Origin of the sequence: Nonomuraea sp. SBT364, assembly GCF_001083785.1 — a bacterium.
GTDB lineage: Bacteria > Actinomycetota > Actinomycetes > Streptosporangiales > Streptosporangiaceae > Nonomuraea.
Window position 1 is genome coordinate 14942 of the sequence record NZ_LAVL01000034.1, and the last position, 24835, is coordinate 39776.

Consider the following 24835-nt stretch of genomic DNA (forward strand, 5'->3'; position numbering starts at 1 on the left):
CGCCCTCCGCCACCCCTAATAGAATATTGTTCCCCCCTTTTGGTTCCTGGGGTCTGTCCCGAATGATGGGTATAGTTGCGTTTGGCCCGATCGGGCGCAAGGTCCCATCCTTGTGAGCCTGCAAGGGGAGTTTGTATGGGGGAAATATCTGTTTTCGGGGCGATACTTCGTCACGTCGAGGAAAGACCGCACGCTGACGCGGTCATATTCAAGGGGGACGGCGAAACTCGAATCGGCTACCTGGATCTCCACCTGGCCGCGAGGGAAGTGGCGTCTTGGTTACAGACCGTATGCAAACCGGGGGACCGAGTCCTGCTCTGCTACCCGACGGGTATCGAGTACGTGCGCTCCTTCCTGGCCTGCCTCTACGCGGACGTCGTCCCGGTGCCGTTGCCGCTCCCCTCACACGCGGAGCACCATCTCAGCACGCAGACCGGCATCGCGCTTGACGCCGACGCCCATCTCGTCCTCACCGACACGGCCCACGCCGACGCCATCCATGCCTGGCTGAACCACGACGACCTGGGCACCTACGCCTGCGTCGCCACCGACGGCGTCGTCTACGAGGACCCCGCCGACTGGGTCGAACCCCTGCGGTCCGGCGACGACCCGGCACTGCTCCACTACACCAGCGGCCTGGCCGGTGAACCCGTCGGCATCCCGCTGTCGCACACCAACCTCCTGCACAACGTGGAGTCCCTGATCGAGGCGTGTGACCTGCGTCCGGGCGTGCGCACGGGCGGCTGGCTGCCCCTCCACCACGGGCTCGGGCTGTTCACCCTGCTGCTGGCGCCGCTGCTCTCGGGGGGCACGGCGGTGCTCGTCCCGCCGCACACGTTCTGCGCCGACCCGGTCGCGTGGCTGCGCCTGCTCGACGACTACCGGGTGGAGGTGAGCGCGGCCCCGGGATTCGGGTTCGACGAGTGCCTGCGCGAGATCACCCACGAGCAGTGCGCGACGCTGGACCTGTCCCGATTACGCCACCTGCTGGTGCTGGAGATGACCGGCCTGCCCTCGATCGAACCGGACAACCTCGTCGAGCTCGCACACCGCCTGCGCCACGCCGGGCTGCGGTCCGAGGCGCTGCGCACCGCCTTCTGCCTTCCCGAGGCCACGATGATCGCCTCGGTGGGATCGGCGGGACAGGTCCTGCGGGCCCCGCGATTCGACACGCGCGCGCTGGACAAGAGCCTCATGCTGCCCGGCACCGACGGGCCGCGACTCGCCGGCCTCGGCGAACCCGGCGACCAGGACCTTCTGATCGTCGACCCGTTCACGGGCGTCCCGGTGACGGAGGGGACCGTCGGGGAGATCTGGGTGCGGGGACCGCATGTCGCCGCCGGCTACTGGCACGAGGACCGGCTCAGCGCCGAACGATTCGACCAGATCACCGCGACGGGGGAGAAGGGGTTCGTGCGCAGCGGCACCCTGGGGGCCACGGTGGACGGCGAACTCTACGTGGCGGGCGCGTCACGTGACCTGATCCTGCATCGGGGCCGTCCGCTGCACCTCGGCCGGGTGGAACGCAGCCTTCTGGACCTCGGCTCCATCGTCGCCTGCACCGCCTTTCCCGCGCTGGACACGCCCGAGGAGATCATCGTGGTCGCCCAGCCGGACGGCGCGGACGAGGGCGGGCTGGTACGCGCCGTCCGTGCCCGGCTCGCCCTGCGCTTCGGGCTGCAGCGGGTCGGTGTCGTCCTGGTCAGGCCCGGTCAGTTCCCGGCGGCCCCGGACGGCGGGGTCAACCGGCAGCTCGTGCGGGAACTACTCAGAGCCAACGCCCTGGACGTGCTCGACGGCGATGTCCCGAGCGGCCTCGACCCGCCGGCGACCGCCCCCGGATTTCCGCGACCGGGGAGCCGCTGAGGACGCCGCGCGTGTTGACCGGCTCCCATTTCCGTCGTGCACGGATATAGGAAAGATATAGCGGCGTGGCCGGATAGTGAGCTGGCTGGTTCTGGTTGCGGAGCCGGCGCAATTTCATGGACGGAGCCAGCGCTGTGCCAATATCCACCACGACTGGAATTCTTTCGGCTATTGGTGGGACGCCGCTCGTCGAACTCGAACGGCTCGTCCCGGGACTGTTGGTGTTCGCAAAGCTGGAGAGGTTCAATCCCGGGGGGAGCCTCAAGGACCGCAGTGCGCTCAGCATGCTGAGCGCCGCCATCGACGCAGGTGATCTCGTTCCCGGGGTCTCCGTCGTGGTGGAGTCCAGTTCGGGCAATCTGGCCATCGGCATGGCGCAGATCTGCCGCTACCTCGGCCTCAGGTTCATCTGCGTGGTCGATGCCAGGACCACGGAGCAGAACCTGGCGATATTGCGGGCTTTCGGGGCCGAGGTCGAGGTCGTGGAGCTGCCCGATCCCGGGACCGGGGAGTACCTGCCGCGCCGGATCCAGCGGGTGCGGGAGCTGCTCGACACCATTCCGAACTCCTTCCATCCCAACCAGTACGGCAATCTGCTGAACGCGCGGGCGCACTTCCAGACGATGCACGAGATCGTGCGGGCGCTCGACGGCGGGATCGACCACCTGTTCGTCCCCGTGAGCTCGTGCGGCACGCTGGTCGGCTGCGCCGACTACGTCGCCGCGCACGACCTGCCCATCAAGATCACGGCGGTGGACGCGATCGGCAGCATGATCTTCGAAGGGCAGCGGCCGGCACCCCGGCTGCTGCCGGGCCACGGCGCGGCCATCCGCCCGGCCCTCTTCCGCGAGGGCGCGGCCGATCGCGTGGTCCACGTGTCCGACCTCGACTGCGTGGTGGGGTGCCGAAGGCTGACGGAGCGCGAGGCCATCCTCGCCGGGGCGTCGTCCGGTGCGATCGTCTCCGCGCTGACCGCGACCCAGCACGAGATCGCCCCCGGGGCCACCTGCGTACTGCTGCTCCCGGACGGCGGAGATCGCTATCTGGACACTATCTACTCCGACGAGTGGGTGCGCCGCACCTTCGGCGAGGTCTCGCACCTGTGGAAAGAAGGGATCTGACCATGCTGGTCATCCGACACGACGAGGTGCGCGACATCCTGCGGGGTGCCGAGCAGGCCGTGCTGGAGCTCGTGCGCGACACCTATCGCGAGCACGACGCCGGCGAGACGGTGGTGCCCCACTCGACGTTCCTGCGCTTCCCCGGGGAGAGCGCCAACCGCATCATCGGCCTGCCCGCGTTCGTGGGAGGGGAGCAGCCGATCGCCGGGATCAAGTGGGTGGCCTCCTTCCCCGGCAACCTCGGCAGGGGGCTGCCGCGGGCCAGCGCCACCATCGTGCTGAACTCCATGGAGACCGGCAGGCCGCTGGCCCTGATGGAGGGCGCGCAGATCTCCGCCGCGCGCACGGCCGCCGCCACGGCGGTCGCCGCCCAGACCCTCGCCGGTCCGGACCCGGTGCGGTCCATCTCCATGATCGGATGCGGCCTGATCAACTTCGAGGTGCTGCGGTTCCTGCCCGGTCTCTCGGCGCTGACCCTCTTCGACGTGTCACGGGCCCGCGCCGAGGCCTTCGGCGCACGCGCACGGCAGGCGCTGCCCGCACTCGACGTGCGGATCGCCGCCACCTCCGCGGAAGCCGTCGCGGCGGCCGGCGTGCTGTCGCTGGCGACCACCGCCATCGAACCGCACATGACCCTGGACGGGGCCCGGCCGGGAGCGGTGGTGCTGCACATCTCGCTGCGCGACCTCACCCCGGAGACCGTCCTGGCCGCGCGCAACGTCGTCGACGACGTCGACCACGTACTGCGCGAGCGCACCTCGGTGCACCTGGCGGAGCTGGCCACCGGCGACCGCGCCTTCGTCCACGCCACACTCGGCGGACTCCTGCGCGGGACCACCACGCTGCCCGGCGGCGGCTCATCGATCATCTTCTCCCCCTTCGGCCTCGGCGCGCTGGACCTGGCACTGGCCAGGTACGTGCTCGAACAGGCTCTCGCCCGGAACTCCGGGCTGGCCGTCGAGGCCTTCCAGCAACCCGTATGAAGGAGCAGCCACCATGAGTGACCGGTACCTGGTAGTGCTCAACGACGAAGAGCAGTACTCCATCTGGTGGGCGGACCGAGACCTGCCGGCCGGATGGCGCGCCGAAGGCACGGGGGGCACCAAGGACGAGTGCCTGCGGCACATCGAGCAGGTCTGGACCGACATGCGACCCCGGAGCCTGCGGTGAAGGACGGCTTCCTCGGCGACCTGGTGTGGCGGCAGGCCGCGGCGACCCCCGACGCCGTCGCCGTCGTGGACGGGGAAAGGACCCTGACCTACGCCCAGCTCACCCGCCGGGCCGCTCGCCTCGCGCACCTGCTGGGCGAGTGGGGCATCGGCCGGGGTGACGTCGTCTGCCTCAACCTGCCGCGCGGCGCCGACTTCATCGTGGCCCTCCTCGGCATCTGGCGCGGCGGCGCCGCCTACCTGCCGACGGATCCCGAGCACCCGCGCGAGCGCCGGGATCGCATCCTGCGGGACGCCCGCCCCGCCATCGTGCTCACGCCGGAGCTGCTGCGCTCGCTGCCCACCCCGGAGGCCGGCCAGGTCCCGGTGGCCGGGGCGGACGCGGCGTACGTGATCTACACGTCGGGTTCGACCGGGCGCCCGAAAGGCGTCGTGGTGACGCACGAGGGCATCGCCAACCGGGTGCTCTGGACGACACGGACCCATGAGCTGGGCCCGTACGACAGGCTGTTGCACAAGACGTCGGTCACGTTCGACGCCGCCGGTTGGGAGATGATCGCTCCTTTGCTGAGCGGCGGCACGGTGGTGATCGCGCCGCCGGGCGCGGAGCGCGATCCGGCGTCGCTCGTCCGCCTGATGCGCGAGCACGAGATCACGGTGCTCCAGGTGGTCCCCTCGCTGTTGCGTGAGCTGGTGCGTGAGCCGGGCTGGACCGGCCTGGCCTCGCTGCGGCTGTTGTTCAGCGCCGGCGAGCCGTTGCACGCCGGCCTGGTGCGGGAGGCGGCTCTGCCGTCGATGGCGATCTGGAACACCTATGGACCCACCGAGTGCGCCATCGACGTGACCGCTCATCAGGTCGACCCCGATCAGCCCGGGGATTCGGTGCCGATCGGCCGGCCGATCTCCGGTATGCGCGTGCGGGTGCTGGACGAGGAGGGCGGCCTGGCGCCCATCGGCGTCCCCGGTGAGCTGTGCGCCGGCGGGCCCGGGGTCGGGCGGGGCTATCTCGGCATGCCCGCCATGACGGCCGAGCGGTTCGTGCCCGACCCCTATGGCGAGGGCGAGCGGCTCTACCGGACCGGTGATCTCGTGCGCTGGTCCGAGGACGGCGTCCTGCACTTCATGGGCCGGCTCGACGAGCAGCTCAAGGTCAACGGCGTCAGGGTCGAGCCCGCGGAGATCGAGGCCGTGCTCCAGGGCCATCCGGCGGTGGCGGCGGTGGCCGTCGTGGCGTCGGAGGGACGGCTGGTCGCCCACGTCGCGGGCCGGGTCGCCCCCGCCGAGCTGCGGCTCTTCGCCCGCGACGTCCTGCCGGACACCCACGTGCCGACCAGGTACGTCCTGCACGACAAGCTGCCCGTGCTGCCCAGCGGCAAGATCGACCGCTCGGCGCTGAAAGCCCCCGTCGCACCGGCCGCCCACACCCCGCCCAGCACGCCCGCCGAGCATCGCGTCGCCGCCGTGTGGTCCGAACTGCTGGGCGTCGAGCGGATCGGCGCCGACGACGACTTCTTCCAGCGCGGTGGCACCTCGCTGCTGCTGACCAAACTCGCCAACCGGCTCGACGTGCCCGTCCCCGACCTGTACGCCGTCTCCACGGTGGCCGGCCAGGCCGAACTCCTGGACCGGCAGGGCGCCACGGCCGAGCGCGTCGGCCCCGCCGGGCACGCGCGCTCGGCGGAGGTCTCGTACGGCCAGCGCCGCCTGTGGTTCCTCGACCGGATCCAGCCCGGCAGCCCCGAGTGGGTCGCGCCCCTGTTCGTCAGGCTGGAGAACGCGGACGCCGGCACCGTACGCGCCGCCCTGAACCGCCTGGCCGAGCGGCACGAGATCCTGCGCACCCGCTACGTCCCGGTGGCCGGCGAGCCCCGGCAGATCATCGACGACCCCGCACCGGTCGAGCTGAGGGTCGCCGCCGCCGGCGAGGACCCCGCGGCGCTGGTCGCCGGGCAGCTCGCCCGGGGCTTCGACCTGGAACGCGGGCCGGTGTGGCGGGCGATGCTGGCCGGCGACCTCCTCCTGATCACCATCCACCACATCGCCTGCGACGGCTGGTCCACCGTGGTGCTCGACCGGGAGCTCCGCGCGCTGTGCGCCGGCGCGGACCTGCCGCCGGTGCCCCTGCAGTACGCCGACTACGCGGCCTGGCAGCGCCGTGCCCTGACCGCCGAGACCCTCGCGGACGACCTCGCCCACTGGCGCGAGCACCTCGCCGGCGTGCCCGTCCTGGAACTCCCCACGGACCGGCCCCGGCCCGCGCACCGCGACCACCACGGCGCCATGGTCACGTTCGACATCCCGGCGGAGCTGGGGAACGCCCTGGCCGCCTGGGGACGTGAGCGCGGCGCGACCCTGACCGCCGTGCTGATGACCGCGTGGGCGATGCTGCTCTCCCGGCACAGCGGGCAGCGGGACTTCGCCGTCGGCACCCCGGTCGCCGGGCGCGAGCGCGCCGAGTTCGGCGACGTGGTGGGATTCTTCCTCAACGCCCTCGCCCTGCGCATGGACCTGACCGGCAACCCCACCTTCGAGGAGGCGGTGGCACGCGTCAACGCCGCCTGCCGCGCCGGTTTCGCACGCCAGCGCCTGCCCTTCGACCGGCTGGTGGAAGAGCTCCAGCCCGGGCGCGATCTCACCAGGACCCCGATCTACCAGGTCAGCTTCGACCTGCACGAGGCCGGCCACACCGACACCGCGCTGGAGGCGGCGGACGCCTCGGTCATGGCCGAGGCGTGGCTGATCGCCAAGACCGACCTCAGCCTGCTCGCGCAGCGTCGGCCGGACGGCTCGGTCCTGGCGTCCCTCGAGTACGCCACGGCGCTGTTCGACCGGGCCACGGCCACGACCATGGCCGCGCGCTTCCTCAAGCTCCTGCGCGACGTCGCGGCGCAACCCCGGCTCCGGCTGTCCGCCGTCGACCTGGCCGACTTCGAGCATCCGGCGCGGCTCGGCGGCCTGCCCGCCCGCTGCGTGCACGAGGTGTTCCAGGAGCAGGCGGCACGCACCCCCGGCGCCCCGGCCGTGGACGGCATGACGTACGGCGAGCTGAACGCGCGGGCCAACCATCTCGCCCGGCACCTGCGCGCGCGGGGAGCGGGCCCCGGCAAGCCGGTCGGCGTCTGCCTGGAGCACGGGCCGGATCTGATCATCACCCTGCTGGCCGTGCTGAAGTCCGGCGCCGCCTACCTGCCGCTGGATCCCGACCAGCCGGCGGAACGGCTCGCGTTCATGATCGAGGACGCCGGCGCCGCGCTCGTGGTGACCACCACCGGCCTCGCGGGCAAGGTCACGGAACCGGCGGTGCTGCTCGACACGCTCGCGCCGGGCTCCGCGCCGGACGACCCCGCGGCGGCGGCCGCACCGGACGACGTCGTGTACGTGATCTACACCTCGGGCTCCACCGGACGTCCCAAGGGCGTCGAGGTGACGCATGCCAATGTGCTGCGCCTGTTCACGGCGACCGAGGCGGCCTTCTCCTTCGGTCCCGGCGACGTGTGGACGCTGTTCCACTCCTACGCCTTCGACTTCTCCGTCTGGGAGATCTGGGGGGCGCTGCTGCACGGCGGCCGCCTCGTCGTCGTCCCCAGGGACGTGGTGCGCGACCCGGGCCGCTTCGTCGACCTGCTGCGCGAGGAGCGGGTCACCGTGCTGAACCAGACGCCGTCCGCCTTCCGGCAGCTCGCCGCCTTCGCCGCCGAGGACGACCCCCGGCTCACGGGGCTCGCGCTGCGCGCGGTGGTGTTCGGCGGCGAGAGGCTCGACATGGGCGAGCTGACCCCGTGGATCCGCCGCTTCGGCACCGGGCGTCCGCGACTGATCAACATGTACGGCATCACGGAGACCACCGTCCACACCACCCTCCACGAGATCCGTCCCGGCGACCACGGCAGCCCGATCGGCGTCCCGCTCGCCGACCTCAGGGTGCACCTGCTGGACGAGTACGGGGGAGTGGCGCCCGTCGGCGTGCCCGGCGAGATCTACGTCGAGGGGCCGGGCGTGGCACGCGGCTACCTGAACCGGCCGGCGCTGACGGCGGAGAGGTTCCTGCCCGCGGCCGGCGGCGGACGCCTCTACCGCAGCGGCGACCTGGCCAGGCGGAACGCCGACGGCAGCCTGGAGTTCCTCGGGCGTGCCGACGACCAGGTGAAGATCCGCGGCTACCGCATCGAACTCGGCGAGATCCAGGCGAGCCTGCTCGGCCACCCCAGCGTCCGCGACGCGGTGGTCGTGGTGCGGGACCAGGCTCTCGTCGGCTACGTCGAACCGGCGGGCGACAGCATCGACGTGGGTGAGCTCAAGACGGCACTGGGCCGGGCGCTGCCCGACTACATGGTGCCGGCCGCCATCATCGCCCTGGACCGCATTCCCCTCACGGTCAACGGCAAGCTCGACCGGGCCGCCCTGCCGGCGCCCGGACGTGAGGAGACGGGCGCGGCGGGGTTCGTCGCGCCGCGCAACGCCGTGGAGACGCTGCTGGCCGAGATCTGGCAGGAGGTTCTCGGCATCGACAAGGTGGGCGCGCGGGACGACTTCTTCGCCCTGGGCGGCAACTCGCTCCAGGTGCTGAAGATGATCGCGCGGGTCCAGGAGGAGCTCGACCTGGAACTCGGCGCCCGTCAGGTGTTCGAGCAATCCGAACTGGCAATGCTGGCCGGTCACATCGAGGCCGTCTTGCTGGCTGAGGACTTCCGTGCGGAGGAAACGGCATGACGCCCCATCACCTGATCTCGATCGACGACCTCTCGGACGAGGCTCTGCGCCATCTCGTCGGCCGCGGCCTGGACTACCGCAACAGCGTCGGCGCGACGTCGCACCCGCTGGCCGACCAGGTCGTCGGCATCTACTTCAGCAAGACGTCCACCAGGACGCGGACCGCCTTCACCTCCGGAGCGCTGCGCCTGGGGGCGCGCACGATCGCCTTCGGGCCCCACGACCTGCAGACCAACACCGGCGAGTCGATCGAGGACACGGCCAGGGTGCTGAACCGGATGCTGGACGTCTTCGTCATGCGCACGGCGGGCGATCCGGCCGAGATGCGGATGTTCGCCCAGGACCGGCGCATGTCGGTGATCAACGCGATGAGCGCGACCGAGCACCCCACCCAGGCGCTGACCGACCTCACCACGCTGAAGTGGCGCTTCGGCGCCATCGAGGGGCTGCGCATCCTGTACGTGGGCGAAGGCAACAACACCGCCGCCGCCCTCGCCCTTGCGCTGAGCAGGTACGAGTCGGTGAGCCTCGAACTGCGCACGCCGCCGGGCTACGGGCTGTCCGAGGACGTGCTCGACAGGGTCGATCCCAAGGTGGTCGTCGAGCGTCACGACATGCGGGACCTGCCGGAGGCCGCGGACGTCATCTACACCACCCGCTGGCAGACCACGGGGACCGACAAGCCCGATCCGAACTGGCGGGACGTCTTCGCGCCCTTCCAGGTGACCGGGCGGTTGTGGCGGTCGAGCCCGGAGGCGGTGTTCATGCACGACCTGCCCGCCCACCGTGGCGAGGAGGTCACCGCCGAGGTCATCGACGGCCCGCACAGCATCGTCTTCGACCAGGCGGAGAACAAGCTGCACAGCGCCATGGCTGTGCTCGAGTGGTGCCGATGACCGCACTGGAAGAGCTGCTCGGGGACCCGTGGAACCCGGCGAACCCGGCCGGGTTCGCCGCCGTCCTGGCCGCCGACGAGCAGGGCGAGCTGCTGACCGCGGGGGAGTCGATCCTCGACGAGGTACGGCTGGGCGACCAGTTCGTCCCGGCTTCGCTCGGCGGCGCCTTCGTCGGCGTGGACGGACTGGTCCAGGCGATGAGAGCGGTCTTCAGGCGCGATCCCTCGCTGGGCATCGGCTACGGGGTCACGAGCTTCATCGCCGCGGTGCCGGTGTGGACGGCCGGCGACGCCGGTCAGCGCAAATGGCTCGCCGGGCAGCTGCTCGGCGGGGAACGGGCGGCGGCGGCCTTCACCGAGCTGGCCCACGGCGCCGACTTCTCGCGCATGTCGATGCGCGCGGAGACGCGCGGCGACAGCCTGGTGATGACGGGCGCCAAGCAGCTCATCAACAACATCGGCAGAGCGCGCGCCGTCACGCTGTTCGCGCGGACCTGGGCCGAGCCGGGCAGCCGCAGCCACTCGATGCTGCTGGTCGACCTGGCCGGCGTCCGCGACTATCGCATCCTGCCCCGCCACCACACGTCGGGGCTACGGGCGACGCCGCTGGCCGGCGTGGAGTTCAACGGCAGCCGCGTCCCCCTGGACGCGATGCTCGGCGCCCCGGGCAGCGGGCTGGAGACCGCCCTGCGCGCCTTCCAGGTGACCCGGATCGCGCTCCCCGCCATCGCGATCGGCGCGCTGGACACCCAGCTGCGGCTGGCGCTGAGCTTCGCCGGCGAGCGGGTCCTGTACGGGCGGCCGGTGGCGGACATCCCGGTGGCCCGGGACTGCCTGGTGGGCGTCTTCGCCGACCTGCTGGTCTGCGACGCGTTCAGCGCGGTGGCGGCGCGCGCGCTGCACCTGCTCCCCGAGCAGACCAGTGTGCTGGCGGCGGCCTGCAAGTACGTGGTGTGCGCCTTGCTCGACTCGGCTTCCTACGACCTGTTCACCGTCCTCGGCGCGCGTTCGTACCTCCGCGAGGGGCCTTACGGCGTGTTCCAGAAGTACTTCAGGGATCTCGCCGTGGCCGCGCTCGCTCATTCGAGCAGCGCCGCGTGCCTGGCGACGATCATCCCGCAGCTGCCCCGGCTGGCGCGGCGAAGCTGGCTGCGTGCCGATCCCGGGCCGGAGGAGCTGTTCAGCCTCGGCTCCCCGCTGCCCGAGCTCGACTTCGACCGGCTGGTGCCGGACGCGAAGGGCCGCGAGAGCCTGTCCGCCGCGCTGTCCCGGGTGCAGGACGCCGAACTGCGGACCTTCTTCCTCGGCCGCCTGGCCGAGCTGCGGACCCGGTGCCAGGACCTGCCGCCGGGCGAACGGACGGTGACGGCCTCGGCCGGCACCTTCGCGCTGGCCGAGGAGTACGCCTTCCTGCTGGCCGCCGCCGCGTGCGCCGGTGTGACTTCAGGGGCGGCTTCTGTGCGGGCCGGCGCGTTCAGCGCCGCCTGGCAGGCGGTCGCGCTGCGCCGGATCGCCGGACGGCTGGGGGCGCCCGCTCGTCCGGCGGGCGAGGCGGGCAGCGTGATGTTCGCCGAACTGCTTTCCCGGCATGAGGGCTCACAGACCTTCGACGTGGTCGCCCGGCAATTGGCGCGGCACGGACGCCGATTCGCGGCCGGTGACCGGTAGGCCGGTGGGGTGCGAACAACACCCGGAGTATGTGCCGTCATTCATGTCGAATTAACCTATGGCCACCATCATATCGTTGCGAACACGGGGTTGCGTGATGACGAAAGGCGATAAGGTGCTGCAGTTTCGTATTCTCGGGCCGATAATGGTGAGCGATCAATCGGGGCCGATCGAACTCAGCGCCACCAAGATACGGACGCTTCTGTCGATCCTCCTGCTGGCGCGTTCGCGTATCGTGTCGGATTCCTGGATCGCGGAGATGCTGTGGGGGGAGGAACTGCCCACCACTTCCGAGGCGCAGATCCAGATCTACGTTTCGAGGCTGCGGCAGAAGCTCGGCGTCTCCATCGCGCGGCAACGGCCCGGCTACCTCATGGAGATCGACCCCGGCACGGTGGACCTGCTGGACTTCGAACGGCTCACCCGGCAGGGCAGGCAGTTGCTGGAGAAGGGCGAGGCGGTTGAGGCGGCGCGAGTCCTGAGCGAGGCGCTGTCGCTGTGGCGCGGCCCGGCGCTGTCGGGCGCAACCGACCTGCTCACCGCGGTGGAGCGCCCTTCCCTGGAGGAGGCGAAGCTCGCCACCCTCGAGGATCGCGTCGACGCCGACCTGCTCTCGGGCCGGCACGCCGACCTGGTCGCCGAACTGACCGGGTCGGTGTCCCTGCACCCGTGGCGCGAACGCCTGCGCGGCCAGCTCATGCTGGCCCTGTATCGGGGCGGCCGTCAGGCCGACGCGATCAGCGTCTACGAGGACCTGCGCAGCCTGCTCGCCGACGACCTGTCCACCGAGCCCGGCCAGGAACTGCGGGAGCTCTACGGCAAGGTGCTCGTCGGCGACCCGGAGCTGGACGCGGTGGGGGAGCGCCCGGCGGTCACCACCCGGCTGCGCCCCGGCCAGTTGCCGCCTGACCTGGGCGACTTCACGGGCAGGTCCACGGAGGCCGCCGAGCTCCACGCCTCTCTCGGGCGCAAGGGGGGGCAAGGGGTCACGGTGGGCTGTGTCATCGGCGGCATGGCCGGGGTGGGCAAGACCTCGCTGGCCGTCCACGCGGCCTACCAGGTCCTCGACCGCTACCCGGACGGTCAGCTCTTCGTCGATCTCGGGGGACTGCTGCCCCGCCCGCTGTCCCCGTTCGACGCGCTCGGGGAGATGCTGCTGTCACTCGGCGTGGACCCTTCGGGGGTGCCGTCCTCGTTCGAGGAGCGGCTCCGCCTCTACCGGAGCCGGATGATCTATCAGCGGATCATGGTGGTGCTCGACAACGCCGCGAGCGAGCAGCAGGTCCGCCCCTTGCTGCCGCCGGGGCCCAGGAGCGCCGTCCTGGTGACCGGGCGGGCCCGGCTGGTGGTCGACGGGATCCCGGGGCTGGACCTGGACGTCCTGACCGAACGGCACGCCGTCGCGCTGCTCGGCAAGATCATCGGAGCTGATCGCGTCCAGGCGGAGCAGAAGGAGGCCGAGCGGATCACCGCGCTCTGCGGCTACCTGCCGCTGGGTGTCCGCCTCGCCGGGGTGCGCCTGGTGGGCAAGCCGCACTGGCCGCTGAGCCGGCTCGCGCAGCGCCTGGAGAGCCAGCGGGAGCGGCTGGACGAGCTGGGCATCGCGGACGTCACCGTCCGGGACCGGCTGAGCCGCAGCTACCTCGCGCTGCCGACGGCCACCCAGCGCGCCCTGCGGCTGCTCGTGCTGCTCGACGTGCCCGCCTTCACGCCGTGGATGGCGGCCGTCGTCCTCAACACCAAGGTCACCCAGGCCCGCGACCTGATCGAGCAGCTCCTGGACGCCCGGCTGCTGGACAGCGTGCCCGGCTCGCACGAGATGTCGACGCAGTACCGCTTCCACGCGCTGGTGCGCGCGTTCGCGCTGAACTACGCCGTGCAGGAGGAGTCCTCGCGGGAGCGCAAGGCGGCCCTGGCCCGGATGACGACCGCCACCACCCAGATCGACGACATCGGATTCCGGGAGGTCGTGCCGGCCCGGTGCGGCTAGACCCTCCCCGGGGCGGCCTGCGTACGTATAGGGGGGATATAGCGGACATGTTGAGACTCCTCGCCAAGCCTCATCGGCGTATCAGCCCCGCCTGGCAGGAGTTCACATGATCGAGCAGCGGACCGCCACCTACATTGTCGTGCTCAACGACGAGGAGCAGTATTCGATCTGGTGGGCCGACCGGCCTCTGCCGGCCGGTTGGCGAACCGCGGGTTTCACCGGGACCCGTGAGGAATGCCTGTCCCATGTCTCGCAGGTCTGGACCGACATGCGCCCCGCGAGCCTGCGCCGTGAAATGGATGGGCGTACCCGATAAAAAGGCGCGGCGCCGCGATTTTCCGCGCCCGGCGTTCTCCCGTATAGAGCCCGTATAGGCATTGATCGAAGGCTCGTCCCTAGATGGCCAACCACCTGTCTAGGGAGCAACGGGGATGCGCAACGAGCCAACCGGGAATTCCGCTCGTGAAGAGCTGCTCCGCCGGAGCCTTGACGCCCGGATGGCGCGTCGCGGAAAGCCGGCCACGGGTATCCCGCCGGCCGACCGGGACGCGCATCTTCCGTTGTCCTTCGGCCAGCAGCAGCTCTGGTTCCTCAACCGGCTGGAACCCACCAACCCGGAGTACCTCGTCCCCGTCGCGTGGCGCATCCGCGGACCGCTCGACGTGCGGGCACTGACGCGGGCGTGGCGGGACGTGCTCGTCAGGCACGAGGTGCTGCGCACCCGCTACCGGATGGTGGGGACCGAGCCCGTCCAGGTGGTCGACGACCCGGGTGACCTCCGGCTGTCCGCGCTGGACCTGTCCGGCCGCGAAGACAGGGACGCCGCGGTGGCGGAGCTGACCGAGCGGGAAGCGCTGGTCCCCTTCGACCTGGAGCGCGAGTGGCCGGTCCGGGTCAAGCTGGCCCGGCTGGCGGACGACGACCACGCGCTGGTCGTCGTCCTGCACCACATCGCGTGCGACGCCTGGTCGCTGGCGATCCTGGCCGGGGAACTCGGCGACCTGTACGCCGCCCACCAGTCGGGGCGGCCGTCCGCCCTGGAACCGCTGGGCATCCAGTACGCCGACTACGCGGCCTGGGAACGCGCCCAGACGCCCGCGCACGAGCGGCAGCTGGACTACTGGCGGCAGCGCCTGGCCGGCTTGGAACCGCTCGACCTGCCCACCGACCGGCCCCGGCCGAACCACCGCGACCCCGCCGGAGACGTCCTCGACTTCGAGATCCCCGAGGACCTGGCCGGACGGCTACGCATCCTCGCCAGGGAGCGCGGCACCACGCTGTTCACCGTGCTGCTGACCGCCTTCCAGGTCCTGCTCTCGCGCTACACCGGCAAGACGGACATCCCCGTCGGCACCATGATCTCCGGCCGCACCCGCCCCGAGCTGCGCACGCTGATCGGCTACGGCATCAACAGCCTGGTCCTGCGCGGGCGGTGGAACGGCGACGCCGGGTTCCAGGACCTGCTCGCCGACGCCCACGGGACCGTCGCCGACGCCTTCGACCACCAGGGGATCCCGTTCGCCCTCCTGGTCGACGAACTGCAGCCGCAGCGGGACATGTCGAGAACACCGCTGTTCCAGGTCGCCTTCACCATGCAGCAGGGGGAGAGGGCCGGATTCCGGCTGCCCGGGCTGTCGGTCACGCCGATCCCCGGCTCCTCACGCTTCTCCCGCTTCGACCTGACCCTCCTGGTGGAGGACGGCCAGGACGGTCAGGACGCCCGGCTGCCGGCCAAGCTCGAGTTCGCGACGGCCCTGTTCGACCGGCGCACCATGGCGCGCATGGCCGGCGACTACGTCCGGCTGCTGCGGGCCGTCGCCGCCGATCCCACGGCCAGGGCGGCCACCCTCGACTTCATCGGGCCCGAGGAGCGCGCGCTGCAGATCGGCGCAGCGGAGCAGCCGGTGATCGACGGACGCGTCCACGAGCTGTTCGAACGGCAGGCCGCCCGGACGCCCGACGCGACCGCCGTGGTGTTCGAGCGGACCCGGCTCAGCTACGCGCGGCTCAACGAGGAGGCCAACAAGCTGGCCCGCCACCTGCGGGAGCTGGGCGCCGGGCCCGGCTCGCTGGTGGGCGTGTGCCTGGACAACACCATCGCCCTGGTGCCGGCCCTGCTGGCGGTGCTCAAGTGCGGCGCGGCGTACCTGCCGCTGGACCCCGCCCAGCCGGCCGACCGGCTCGGGTTCATGGTCACCGACGCCGCGGCCCCCGTGCTGGTCACCTCGACCGCTCGCGCCGGCACCGTTGGCGGGTTCTACGACGGCGAGATCGTGGACGTCGACCGGGACCGTGAGCTCATCGCGAGACACTCCGGCGACGACCTGGCCGTGCCCGGCGGGGCCCAGGACCTGATCTACGTCATCTACACCTCGGGCTCGACCGGCCGGCCGAAGGGCGTGTGCCTGACCCACGCCAACGTGGTCCGGCTGCTCAGAAGCGCCGAGCGCCACTACGGGTTCGCCGGGACCGACGTCTGGCCGCTGTGCCACTCCTACGCCTTCGACGTGTCGGTGTGGGAGCTGTGGGGCGCGCTGCTGTACGGCGGCACCCTCGTCGTGCCGCCCCGTGAGGTGACGCGTTCCCCGGAGGACCTGCTCGCCCTGCTGGTCGAGCACCAGGTGACCGTGCTCAACCAGACCCCGTCGGCCTTCCGCGGCCTGGTCGGCCTGGCCCGGCAGGGGCATCCGGACCTCGGCCGCCTGGCGTTGCGCGCGATCGTGTTCGCCGGGGAGAAGCTGGAGGTCTCCGAGCTGGAGCCGTGGATAGCCAGGTTCGGCCTGCGCGGTCCCGTCCTGGTCAACATGTACGGCATCACCGAGACGACCGTGCACACGACCTACCACGAGGTGGGCGAGGCGGAGCTCGCGCCGGGCACCGGGAACCTCGTCGGGCATCCCCTGGCCGACCTGCGGGTTCACCTGCTGGACCCGTGGGGCAATCTGGCGCCGATCGGCGTTCCGGGCGAGATCCATGTCGGCGGGGCCGGTGTCGCCCGTGAATACCTCAACCGGCCGGCGCTGACCGCCGAGAAGTTCGTGCCGGACCCGTTCGCCGACCGGCCGGGTGCCCGGATGTACCGCAGCGGCGACCTCGCGCGCAGGCTCCCCGACGGCAGCCTCGAATTCCTCGGCCGCATCGACCACCAGGTCAAGCTGCGCGGCTACCGGATCGAGCTCGGCGAGATCGAGACCGTGCTCACCAGGCACCCCGGCGTCGCCGAAGCCGTCGTCCTGCTCAGGGAGAGCGGGTCCACGGGGGACAAGCAACTCGTCGGCTACCTGATCAGCGAGGACGGCGACGTCCCGCCGCCGGCGGAGCTGCGGGAGTTCCTCGGCCGGGAGCTGCCCGAGTACATGGTCCCCTCGGCCTTCGTCGTGCTGGACCGCTTCCCGCTGACCAACAACGGGAAGCTGGACCGGCAGGCCCTGCCGGCGCCCGGGCGCGCCGAGCTGGGCACGCGCGGCGACTACGTGGCCCCGCGCGACACCGTGGAAGAGCGGATCGCCGCCATCTGGAGCGACGTCCTGGGCGTCGACAAGGTCGGCGTCCACGACGGGTTCTTCGACATCGGCGGCGACTCGATCCGCGCGGTGGCGCTCGCGGGCGCGCTGCGGGAAGCCGGGTTCGACGCCGGCGTCAGCGACCTCTTCGAGTACCGGAGCGTCGCCGCGCTGGCGGCCGCGGTCGGGGAACCGCAAGGGGACGCGCCGGTCCAGGGGTTCGTCGAGCCGTTCGCGTTGATCTCACCGGCGGACCGGGCGAAGGTCCCCGCCGGTGTCGCCGACGCCTATCCGCTCTCCCGGGTGCAGGCCGGCATGGTCGCCGAGATGATGGCGGACCAGGAGATGCGGGTCTATCACAACGCCACGTCGTTCCGGATCCGCGACGGAGCGCCGTTCTCCCCGCAGGCGTTCCGGGAGGCGGCCGCGATCCTCGTCGCCCGGCACGAGGCGTTGCGCACGGCGATCGACATGACGACGTACTCCGTCCCCATGCAGCTCGTCCACCGGCAGGCGCGGATGTCCGTCACGACGGTGGATCTCGGCGACCTCGGCGACGCCGGCGTCGAGCGCGCGATGCGGGAGTACGTCGACGCCGAACGCGCCCGCCCGTTCGAGGACCTGGGCAGGCCGTGCCTGATCCGCCTGGCCGCCCACACCTGCGCGGACGGCTCGTGGTGGCTGTCGGTCACCGAGCACCACGCGGTGATGGAGGGCTGGAGCCACCACTCGATGCTGATGGACCTCCTGGGCTGCTACGAGCGGCTGCGCGACGGCGCCGAGCTCGAGCCGTGGGCCGCGCCCCGGCTGCGCTACGCCGACTTCATCGCCGCCGAACTGCGGTCGCTGGAGTCGCAGGAGAGCCGCGGCTACTGGCGCGACATCGTCCGCGGTCACCCGAAGTTCAGCGTGGCGCCCGGGATGGGCGAGGCGGACCGGAGCAACCACACGGCCGTCGTCTCCTTCCTCGACCTGGAGGCCGGGCTGCGGGAACTGGCCGGCGCCGCGGGCGCCCCGATGAAGAGCGTGCTGCTCGCCGCGCATCTCAAGGTGCTCAGTCAGCTCACCGAGGAGGAGTCCTTCCTGGCGGGCGTGGTGTTCCACGGCCGGCCCGAGGTGACCGGCGCGGAGAACGTGTACGGCATGTACCTCAACACGCTGCCGTTCGCGCACGAGACGGGCGCGCGGACGTGGCGGGAGCTGGTCGAGCGGACGTTCGCCGGGGAACGCGAGATGTGGCGGCACCGCCAGTTCCCGATGCCCGCGATCCAGCAGGAACTGGCCGGTGGCGGCCGGCTGCTGGAGACGATGTTCGTCTATCTGGACTTCCACCAGGTCGACACCGGCCTGGTGGACTACCTGGCCAGCATCGACGACAGCCCGACGGAGTTCCCGCTCGGCGTGGCGGTGCGGGTCGGCCACGTCGGGATCAGCGTCGACACCAGGTTCATCAGCAGGGCCAACGCGGACCGCCTGACCCAGATGTACCGCAAGGTGCTCGCCGCGATGGCGGCGGACCCCGACGGCGACGCCGTCGCGACGTTCCTGCCCGACGGCGACGAGGCCCTGATGGCCGCCTTCAGCGGGGACGCGCGGATCACGGCGCCGCGCGGGCGGGTGCACGAGATCTTCGAACGGCGGGCCGCCCGGACGCCCGACGCCGTCGCGGTCGTGTCCGAGGGCCGCGAACTGACCTACGGGCAGCTCGACCGGCAGGCCAACCGCTATGCCCACCGCCTGCTCGAACTCGGCGCCGGGCCGGAAACGCTGATCGGCGTGTGCCTCGACCGCGGCGCCGACCTGGTGCCCACCCTGCTCGGCGTGCTCAAGTCCGGCGCCGCGTATCTGCCCCTGGACCCGCAACAGCCGCAAGACCGGCTGAACTACATCCTCGCCGACTCCGGCGCGGAGATCGTGCTCACCGACGAGAGCCGCGCGGCGGGCCTGCGGGGCTCGCTGGTGCTCGGCGACGTCTCGGGCTACCCCGACGCGAACCCGGCGGCGCCGGGGTCGGAGGGCAACCTCTGCTACGTCATCTACACCTCGGGCTCGACGGGACGGCCGAAGGGCACGGGTGTCACGCACGCCAACGTCACGAGCCTGTTCGAAGCCACCGCGCGGCACTACGACTTCGGCGACCGCGACGTGTGGACGCTGTTCCACTCCTACGCCTTCGACTTCTCGGTCTGGGAGCTGTGGGGCGCGTTGTTCCACGGCGGCACGGTGGTCGTGCCGTCCCTCGAAGAGGTCCGGTCCCCGGACGAGTTCCTCGACCTGATGGTCCGCCACCGGGTGACCGTGCTGAACCAGACGCCGTCGGCCTTCCGCTCGCTCGTCACCCTGGCGAAGGACGGCGACCCCCGGCTGGACCGCCTGGCCCTGCGGTACGTGGTGTTCGGCGGCGAGAAGCTGGAGATCGCCGAACTGCGGCCGTGGACGTCGAGGTTCGGGCTGTCCCGGCCGGCGCTGGTGAACATGTACGGCATCACCGAGACCACCGTGCACACCACGTTCCACCGGATCACCGAGGCCGACCTGGAGCCGGGAGCGGGCAACCCGATCGGCAGGCCGCTGGCCGACGGCCGGGTCCACCTGCTCGACCGGTTCGGCGAGCCGGTCCCGGTGGGCACGCCCGGCGAGATCCACATCAGCGGCCTGGGCGTGGCCCGGGGCTACCTCGGGAACCCCGCGCTGACGGCCCAGCGGTTCGTGCCGGACCCCTTCGGCGACGGCGGCGTGCTCTACCGCAGCGGTGACCTGGGCAGGTGGCGCGCGGACGGCACCCTGGAATTCCTCGGCCGGGCGGACGACCAGGTCAAGCTGCGGGGATACCGGATCGAGCTCGGTGAGATCTCCTCGGCGCTGGCCGCGCATCCCCGGATCGTGGAGGCCGCGACCGTTCTCGACGGCGGCACCGATCCGCGGCTCGTGTCGTACGTGGTGGCCGGCTCGCCGGTGGACATCGCCGAACTGCGCGGTTTCGTCGCGGGGACGCTGCCCGGCTACATGGTGCCCTCGGTGATCATGGTGATCGACCGGCTGCCCGTGACGGCCAACGGAAAGCTGGACCGCAAGGCGCTGCCCGCGCCCGGCCTCGCCGGGCCGGTGGTCAGCCGAGGGCCCCGGACGCCACGCGAGCGGGCGCTGTGCGACCTGTTCGCCGAGGTGCTGGGCACCGACCGGGTGGGCATCGACGACAGCTTCTTCGACGCGGGCGGCAACTCGCTGTCGGCGGTCCGGCTGGTGTCCAGGGCGCGTTCGGTGCTCGGGGTGGAGCTGCCGATCCGGCTGGTCTTCGAGGCGCCGACGGTCGCGGGGCTGGCCGGGCACCTGGCCGAGGCGTCCGGGCACGTCCAGATCCCGCTGCGGCCCGCGGCCCGGCCCGACGTGCTGCCGTTGTCGTTCGCGCAGCGCCGGTTGTGGTTCCTCAATCGGATGGAGGGACCGAACGCGACGTACAACATCCCGGCGGCACTGCGGCTGACCGGATCGCTGGATGCCGGCGCGCTGCGCCAGGCGTTCGCGGACGTGCTGGCACGGCAGGAGAGCCTGCGCACGGTGTTCCCGGAGGTGGACGGGGTGCCGCGCCAGGCGATCGTGCCGGATGCCGTGATCGAGCTGCCGATGACCGACGTCGAACCCGCGCGGTTGCGCGCGGCCTTGGCCGAAGCGGCCGGCCAGGGCTTCGACCTGGCCACCGAGCTGCCCGTGCGCGCGCGCCTGTTCCGGCTGTCCGCCGAGGAGAACGTGCTGCTGATCGTCGTGCATCACATCGCGGGCGACGCGCTGTCGATGGGCCCGCTGGCACGCGATCTGGCCTCGGCGTACTCCGCCCGGGTGCGCGGCACGGCGCCGGACTGGGCGCCGCTGCCGGTGCAGTACGCCGACTACGCCCTGTGGCAGCGGGAGGTGCTCGACTCGGCCGACGAGCTGGTCGCGTACTGGTCGAAGGCGCTGGCGGGGCTGCCCGACGAGATCCCGCTGCCCGCCGACCGGCCGCGCCCCGCGGTGTCGTCGCACCGTGGCGCCTCCGTCGAGCTGCGGATCGACGCCCCGACCCATCGGGCGCTGGCCGCCCTCGCGACCGAGCACCGGGTCACCATGTTCATGGTGCTGCAGGCCGGGCTGGCCGCGCTGCTCACCCGGGTGGGCGGCGGTAGCGACATCCCGATCGGCTCACCGGTCGCCGGCCGCACCGACCAGGCGCTGTCGGACCTGGTCGGCTTCTTCGTGAACACCCTGGTGCTGCGCAACGACACCTCGGGCAACCCGTCGTTCCGCGAACTGCTCGGGCGCGTACGGGAAAGCGACCTCGGCGCCTTCGCGCACCAGGACCTGCCGTTCGAACGGCTGGTGGACCTGGTCGCGCCGGAGCGGTCGGCGGGCCGGCATCCGCTGTTCCAGGTGATGCTCAGCCTGGCACCGGACGAGCACGCCGACCTCGACCTGCCCGGCCTCGACGTCGTCCCGGTGCCCTTCGAGGAGGGCGTGGCCAAGTTCGACCTGCTCGTCCAGCTCACCGAGCACCGCACGGCCACCGGCGAGCCGGCCGGGCTGAGCGGGGAGCTGAACTACGCCACCGACCTGTTCGAGCCGGCGACCGCGCGACGGCTCGCGACGCTGCTGGACAGGCTCCTGACCGCTGTCGCGTCCGATCCCGACCGGCCGGTCGGCCACACCGGCCTGCTCACGGACGGCGAGCTGGAGCAGGTGCTGGTGCGCTGGAACGAGACCGCGCGCCCCGGGATCGCGCGGACGCTGCCGGAGCTGTTCGAGACCACGGCCGCCCGCACCCCCGGCGCGCCGGCGCTCGTTCTCCAGGACGTCGAACTGACCTACGCGCAGCTCGACGAGCGCGCGAACGGGCTGGCGAAGACGCTGATCGACCGCGGCGCGGGAGCGGAACGGCTGATCGCCGTGCTCGCGCCCACCTCGATCGACCTGGTGGTCGCGATCCTCGCGGTCGCCAAGTCCGGATCCGCCTACATCCCGATCGATCCGGACCATCCGGACGCGCGGATCGCCCAGCTGCTGGCCGCCGCCGAACCGGCGCTCGTGCTGACCACGGCCGGGATGGCCGGCAGGCTCCCCGGCGGCCTCGACGTCCTGCTGATCGAGGACGTCCCGGGCTCGCCCACCGCCCCCCGGCCGCCCGTCTCGCTGGACCAGCCCGCCTACGTCATCTACACCTCGGGGTCGACGGGGACGCCCAAGGGCGTCGTGGTCACGCACAGGGGGCTGGCGTCCCTGGCCGCCGACAACATCGAGCGGTACGGGATCACCGGCGGTTCACGGGTGCTGCAGTTCGCCTCCTTCGGGTTCGACGCCTCGGTAGCCAACATGCTGATGGCGTGGGCCGCGGGCGGCGCACTGGTGCTGCGGCCGCCGGACTGCCTCGGTGGCGCCGATCTGGGCGACCTGATGGAAGGCGCCGGGATCACCCACGCGGTGCTGCCGCCCCAGGTGCTGGCGACCCTCCCGGACGGCGCGTACCCGCGCTGGGAGACCGTGGTCACGGCGGGGGAGGCATGTTCCGCCGAGGTGGTCGCGCGGTGGGCGCCCGGACGCCGGATGTTCAACGCCTACGGCCCCACGGAGTTCACGGTGGCCGCGCTGGTCGCGGCCGCGCCGCCCGGGGCCGCGCCGCCGATCGGCACCCCGCTGCTGAACGCCCGGGTCTACGTGCTGGACGAGCACCTCCAGCCGATGCCCGTCGGGGTGCCCGGCGAGCTCTACCTGGCGGGCGACGGGCTGGCTCGGGGATACCTGCGCCAGCCCGGCCTGACCGCCGAGCGGTTCGTCCCCTGCCCGTTCGGCGCGCCGGGCGAGCGGATGTACCGCACCGGCGACGTCGTCCGATGGCGCGCGGACGGGCAGGTGGACTTCCTCGGCCGCGCCGACGAGCAGGTCAAGATCCGCGGCTTCCGGATCGAGCCCGGTGAGGTCGAGGCGGTGCTGAACCAGCGGGCCGACGTCACCACGAGCGTGGTCGTGGCGCGCGAGGACCAGCCGGGCGTCAAACGCCTGGTCGCCTACGTCGTCCCGGCGCGGGACGCGGCGAGTCCGGAGGAACTGCGCGGGCACCTCGCCGCCCTGCTCCCGGACTACCTCGTCCCGTCGGCGGTCATGCACGTCGACGCGATCCCGCTGACCCCCAACGGCAAGCTCGACCGCCGGGCGCTGCCCGAGCCGTGGTCGCGGAACCTGGCCGCGCACCGTGCCCCGCGCACCCCGCGGGAAGAGGTGCTCTGCGAGCTGGTCGCCGAGGTCCTGGGACTCGACCGGGTCGGCCTCGACGACGGGTTCTTCCAGCTCGGCGGCGACAGCATCATGACGATCCAGCTCTCGGCGCGGGCACACCGGGCGGGCTGGCAGCTGACGCCCCGGGACGTCTTCACCCACCAGTCGATGGAGGCGCTCGCCGCCGTCATGCGGCCGGCGCCGGCCGGCGTCGCCGAGGACCCCGCCGAGGCGCTCGGTGACGTCCCGCTCACGCCCATCATCGCCTGGCTGGCCGAACGGGAGGGCTCGATCGACGCCCACCACCAGTCGGCGTTCCTGCCCACGCCCGCCGGCCTCCGGCCGGAACTGGTCGTCCAGGGGCTGCAGGAACTCCTCGACCACCACGACGCCCTCCGGATGCGGCTGACCCGGGAGGACGGGCAGTGGCGGCTCGTGGTGCCGGAGAAGGGCGCGGTGGACGCGTCGGCCCGCGTGCGTCACGTGGACGCGGCCGGGCTCGACGAGGCCGCGATCGCCGGGTACGGGCAAGTGGCCGTGGCCGGCCTGGACGTGGACGCGGGCGTGCTGATCCGGGCCGTCTGGTTCGACCACGGCGAGGACCGGGCGGGCCGGCTCCTGCTCGTGCTGCACCACCTGGTGGTCGACGGGGTGTCGTGGCGGATCCTGCTGCCCGACCTGCACGCCGCCTGGGCGGCGCTGGCCGCCGGTGAGCCGGTCGAGCTGGACCCGGTGCCGTCCTCGTTCCGCCGATGGGCGCGGCTGCTGCGGGAGAAGGCCGGGGAACCCGCCCGGGTGGCGCAGCTGCCGTTCTGGACGCGGGTGCTCGGCACGCCGGATCCCGCGCTCGGCAGGCGCCCGCTCGACCCGGCGCACGACACCGCCGACCGGACGAGCGAGCTGACCGTGGCGCTCCCCGCCGAGGTGACCGAACCGCTGCTGACCAGCGTGCCCGCGGCGTTCCACGGACGCGTCAACGACGTCCTGCTCACCGCGCTCGGGCTCGCGGTCACGCAGTGGCGGGCCCGGCGCTCGGCCGCGCCCGGCGCGGTGCTGCTCGATCTGGAGGGCCACGGCCGGGAGGACATCGCCGAGGGCGTGGACCTGTCCCGCACGGTCGGCTGGTTCACCAGCCTCTTCCCCGTGGCCGTCGACCCCGGCGCGGTCGACTGGGCGGCGGTCCGCGCGGGCGGACCGGCCGTGGGCGAGGCCATGAAGCGGGTGAAGGAACAGCTGCGCGCCGTCCCGGAGAACGGCATCGGATTCGGGATGCTGCGCCACCTCAACGCCGACACCGCGACGCGGCTGGCCGGGCTGCCGACGCCGCAGATCGGCTTCAACTACCTCGGCCGGATCCGCCGCGCCACCGGGGAGGCCCCGCCTCCGGCCCCGCGCCCGCGGATGGCCGTGGGGCACCCGCTGGAGATCAACGCCGTCACCTACGACCTGCCCGCCGGTCCGCGGCTGGAGGCCGCATGGACCTTCCTGGCGGACTGGATCGACAGGAGGGATGTGGAAGAACTCGCCGAACTGTGGACCGAGGCGCTGCGGGGCCTGGTCACGCATGTGCGGCGGGGCGACGCGGGCGGTCACACCCCGTCCGATCTGCCGTTGCTCGAACTGAGCCAGGAAGAAATTGACGATCTTGCCACCGAATGGGACAACGAATGAGA

10 protein-coding genes are annotated in these 24835 nt (G+C 72.0%); all 10 read left to right on the top strand.

The window, feature by feature from the left end; translation table 11 throughout:
* Positions 1 to 135 precede the first annotated feature (135 nt).
* The 10 genes from ADY59_RS17850 to ADY59_RS17895 all read left to right on the top strand — a co-directional run bounded on the left by ADY59_RS17850 (position 136) and on the right by ADY59_RS17895 (position 24833).
* Positions 136 to 1866 carry an AMP-binding protein gene (locus tag ADY59_RS17850; protein ID WP_082310181.1) on the top strand — a complete coding sequence of 577 codons (1731 nt, stop codon included), beginning with the start codon at positions 136 to 138 and terminating at the stop codon, positions 1864 to 1866.
* 116 nt (positions 1867 to 1982) lie between these two features.
* The gene (sbnA, locus tag ADY59_RS17855; protein WP_049563518.1) at positions 1983 to 2987 is read left to right on the top strand and encodes a 2,3-diaminopropionate biosynthesis protein SbnA; all 1005 of its coding nucleotides are present in this window, start codon (positions 1983 to 1985) and stop codon (positions 2985 to 2987) included.
* Positions 2988 to 2989: 2 nt separating this feature from the next.
* Positions 2990 to 3970, top strand: coding sequence for a 2,3-diaminopropionate biosynthesis protein SbnB (sbnB, locus tag ADY59_RS17860; RefSeq protein ID WP_049563520.1), 981 nt, complete (start codon positions 2990 to 2992; stop codon positions 3968 to 3970).
* Positions 3971 to 3983: 13 nt separating this feature from the next.
* The gene (locus ADY59_RS17865; RefSeq protein ID WP_049563522.1) at positions 3984 to 4157 is read left to right on the top strand and encodes an MbtH family protein; all 174 of its coding nucleotides are present in this window, start codon (positions 3984 to 3986) and stop codon (positions 4155 to 4157) included.
* Positions 4154 to 8866 (top strand): non-ribosomal peptide synthetase, encoded by a 4713-nt coding sequence (locus ADY59_RS17870; RefSeq protein ID WP_049563523.1) that lies wholly within the window; start codon positions 4154 to 4156, stop codon positions 8864 to 8866. Before ADY59_RS17865 ends, ADY59_RS17870 begins: the two co-directional genes overlap by 4 nt.
* Positions 8863 to 9762 carry an ornithine carbamoyltransferase gene (locus ADY59_RS17875; RefSeq protein ID WP_049563525.1) on the top strand — a complete coding sequence of 300 codons (900 nt, stop codon included), beginning with the start codon at positions 8863 to 8865 and terminating at the stop codon, positions 9760 to 9762. The genes ADY59_RS17870 and ADY59_RS17875 overlap by 4 nt, the downstream gene beginning before the upstream one ends.
* Positions 9759 to 11429 (top strand): acyl-CoA dehydrogenase family protein, encoded by a 1671-nt coding sequence (locus ADY59_RS17880; RefSeq protein WP_063780694.1) that lies wholly within the window; start codon positions 9759 to 9761, stop codon positions 11427 to 11429. The genes ADY59_RS17875 and ADY59_RS17880 overlap by 4 nt, the downstream gene beginning before the upstream one ends.
* A 145-nt stretch (positions 11430 to 11574) precedes the next feature.
* Entirely contained in the window at positions 11575 to 13419 is a 1845-nt protein-coding gene (locus tag ADY59_RS17885; protein WP_049563532.1) for an AfsR/SARP family transcriptional regulator, read from the top strand.
* Between the two features lie 106 nt (positions 13420 to 13525).
* Positions 13526 to 13735: an MbtH family protein gene (locus tag ADY59_RS17890; RefSeq protein ID WP_049563534.1), complete on the top strand. Its 210-nt coding sequence runs from the start codon at positions 13526 to 13528 to the stop codon at positions 13733 to 13735.
* 181 nt (positions 13736 to 13916) lie between these two features.
* A complete protein-coding gene (locus ADY59_RS17895; RefSeq protein ID WP_197093714.1) occupies positions 13917 to 24833 on the top strand; it encodes a non-ribosomal peptide synthetase in 10917 nt (3638 codons plus the stop codon).
* Positions 24834 to 24835 lie beyond the last annotated feature (2 nt).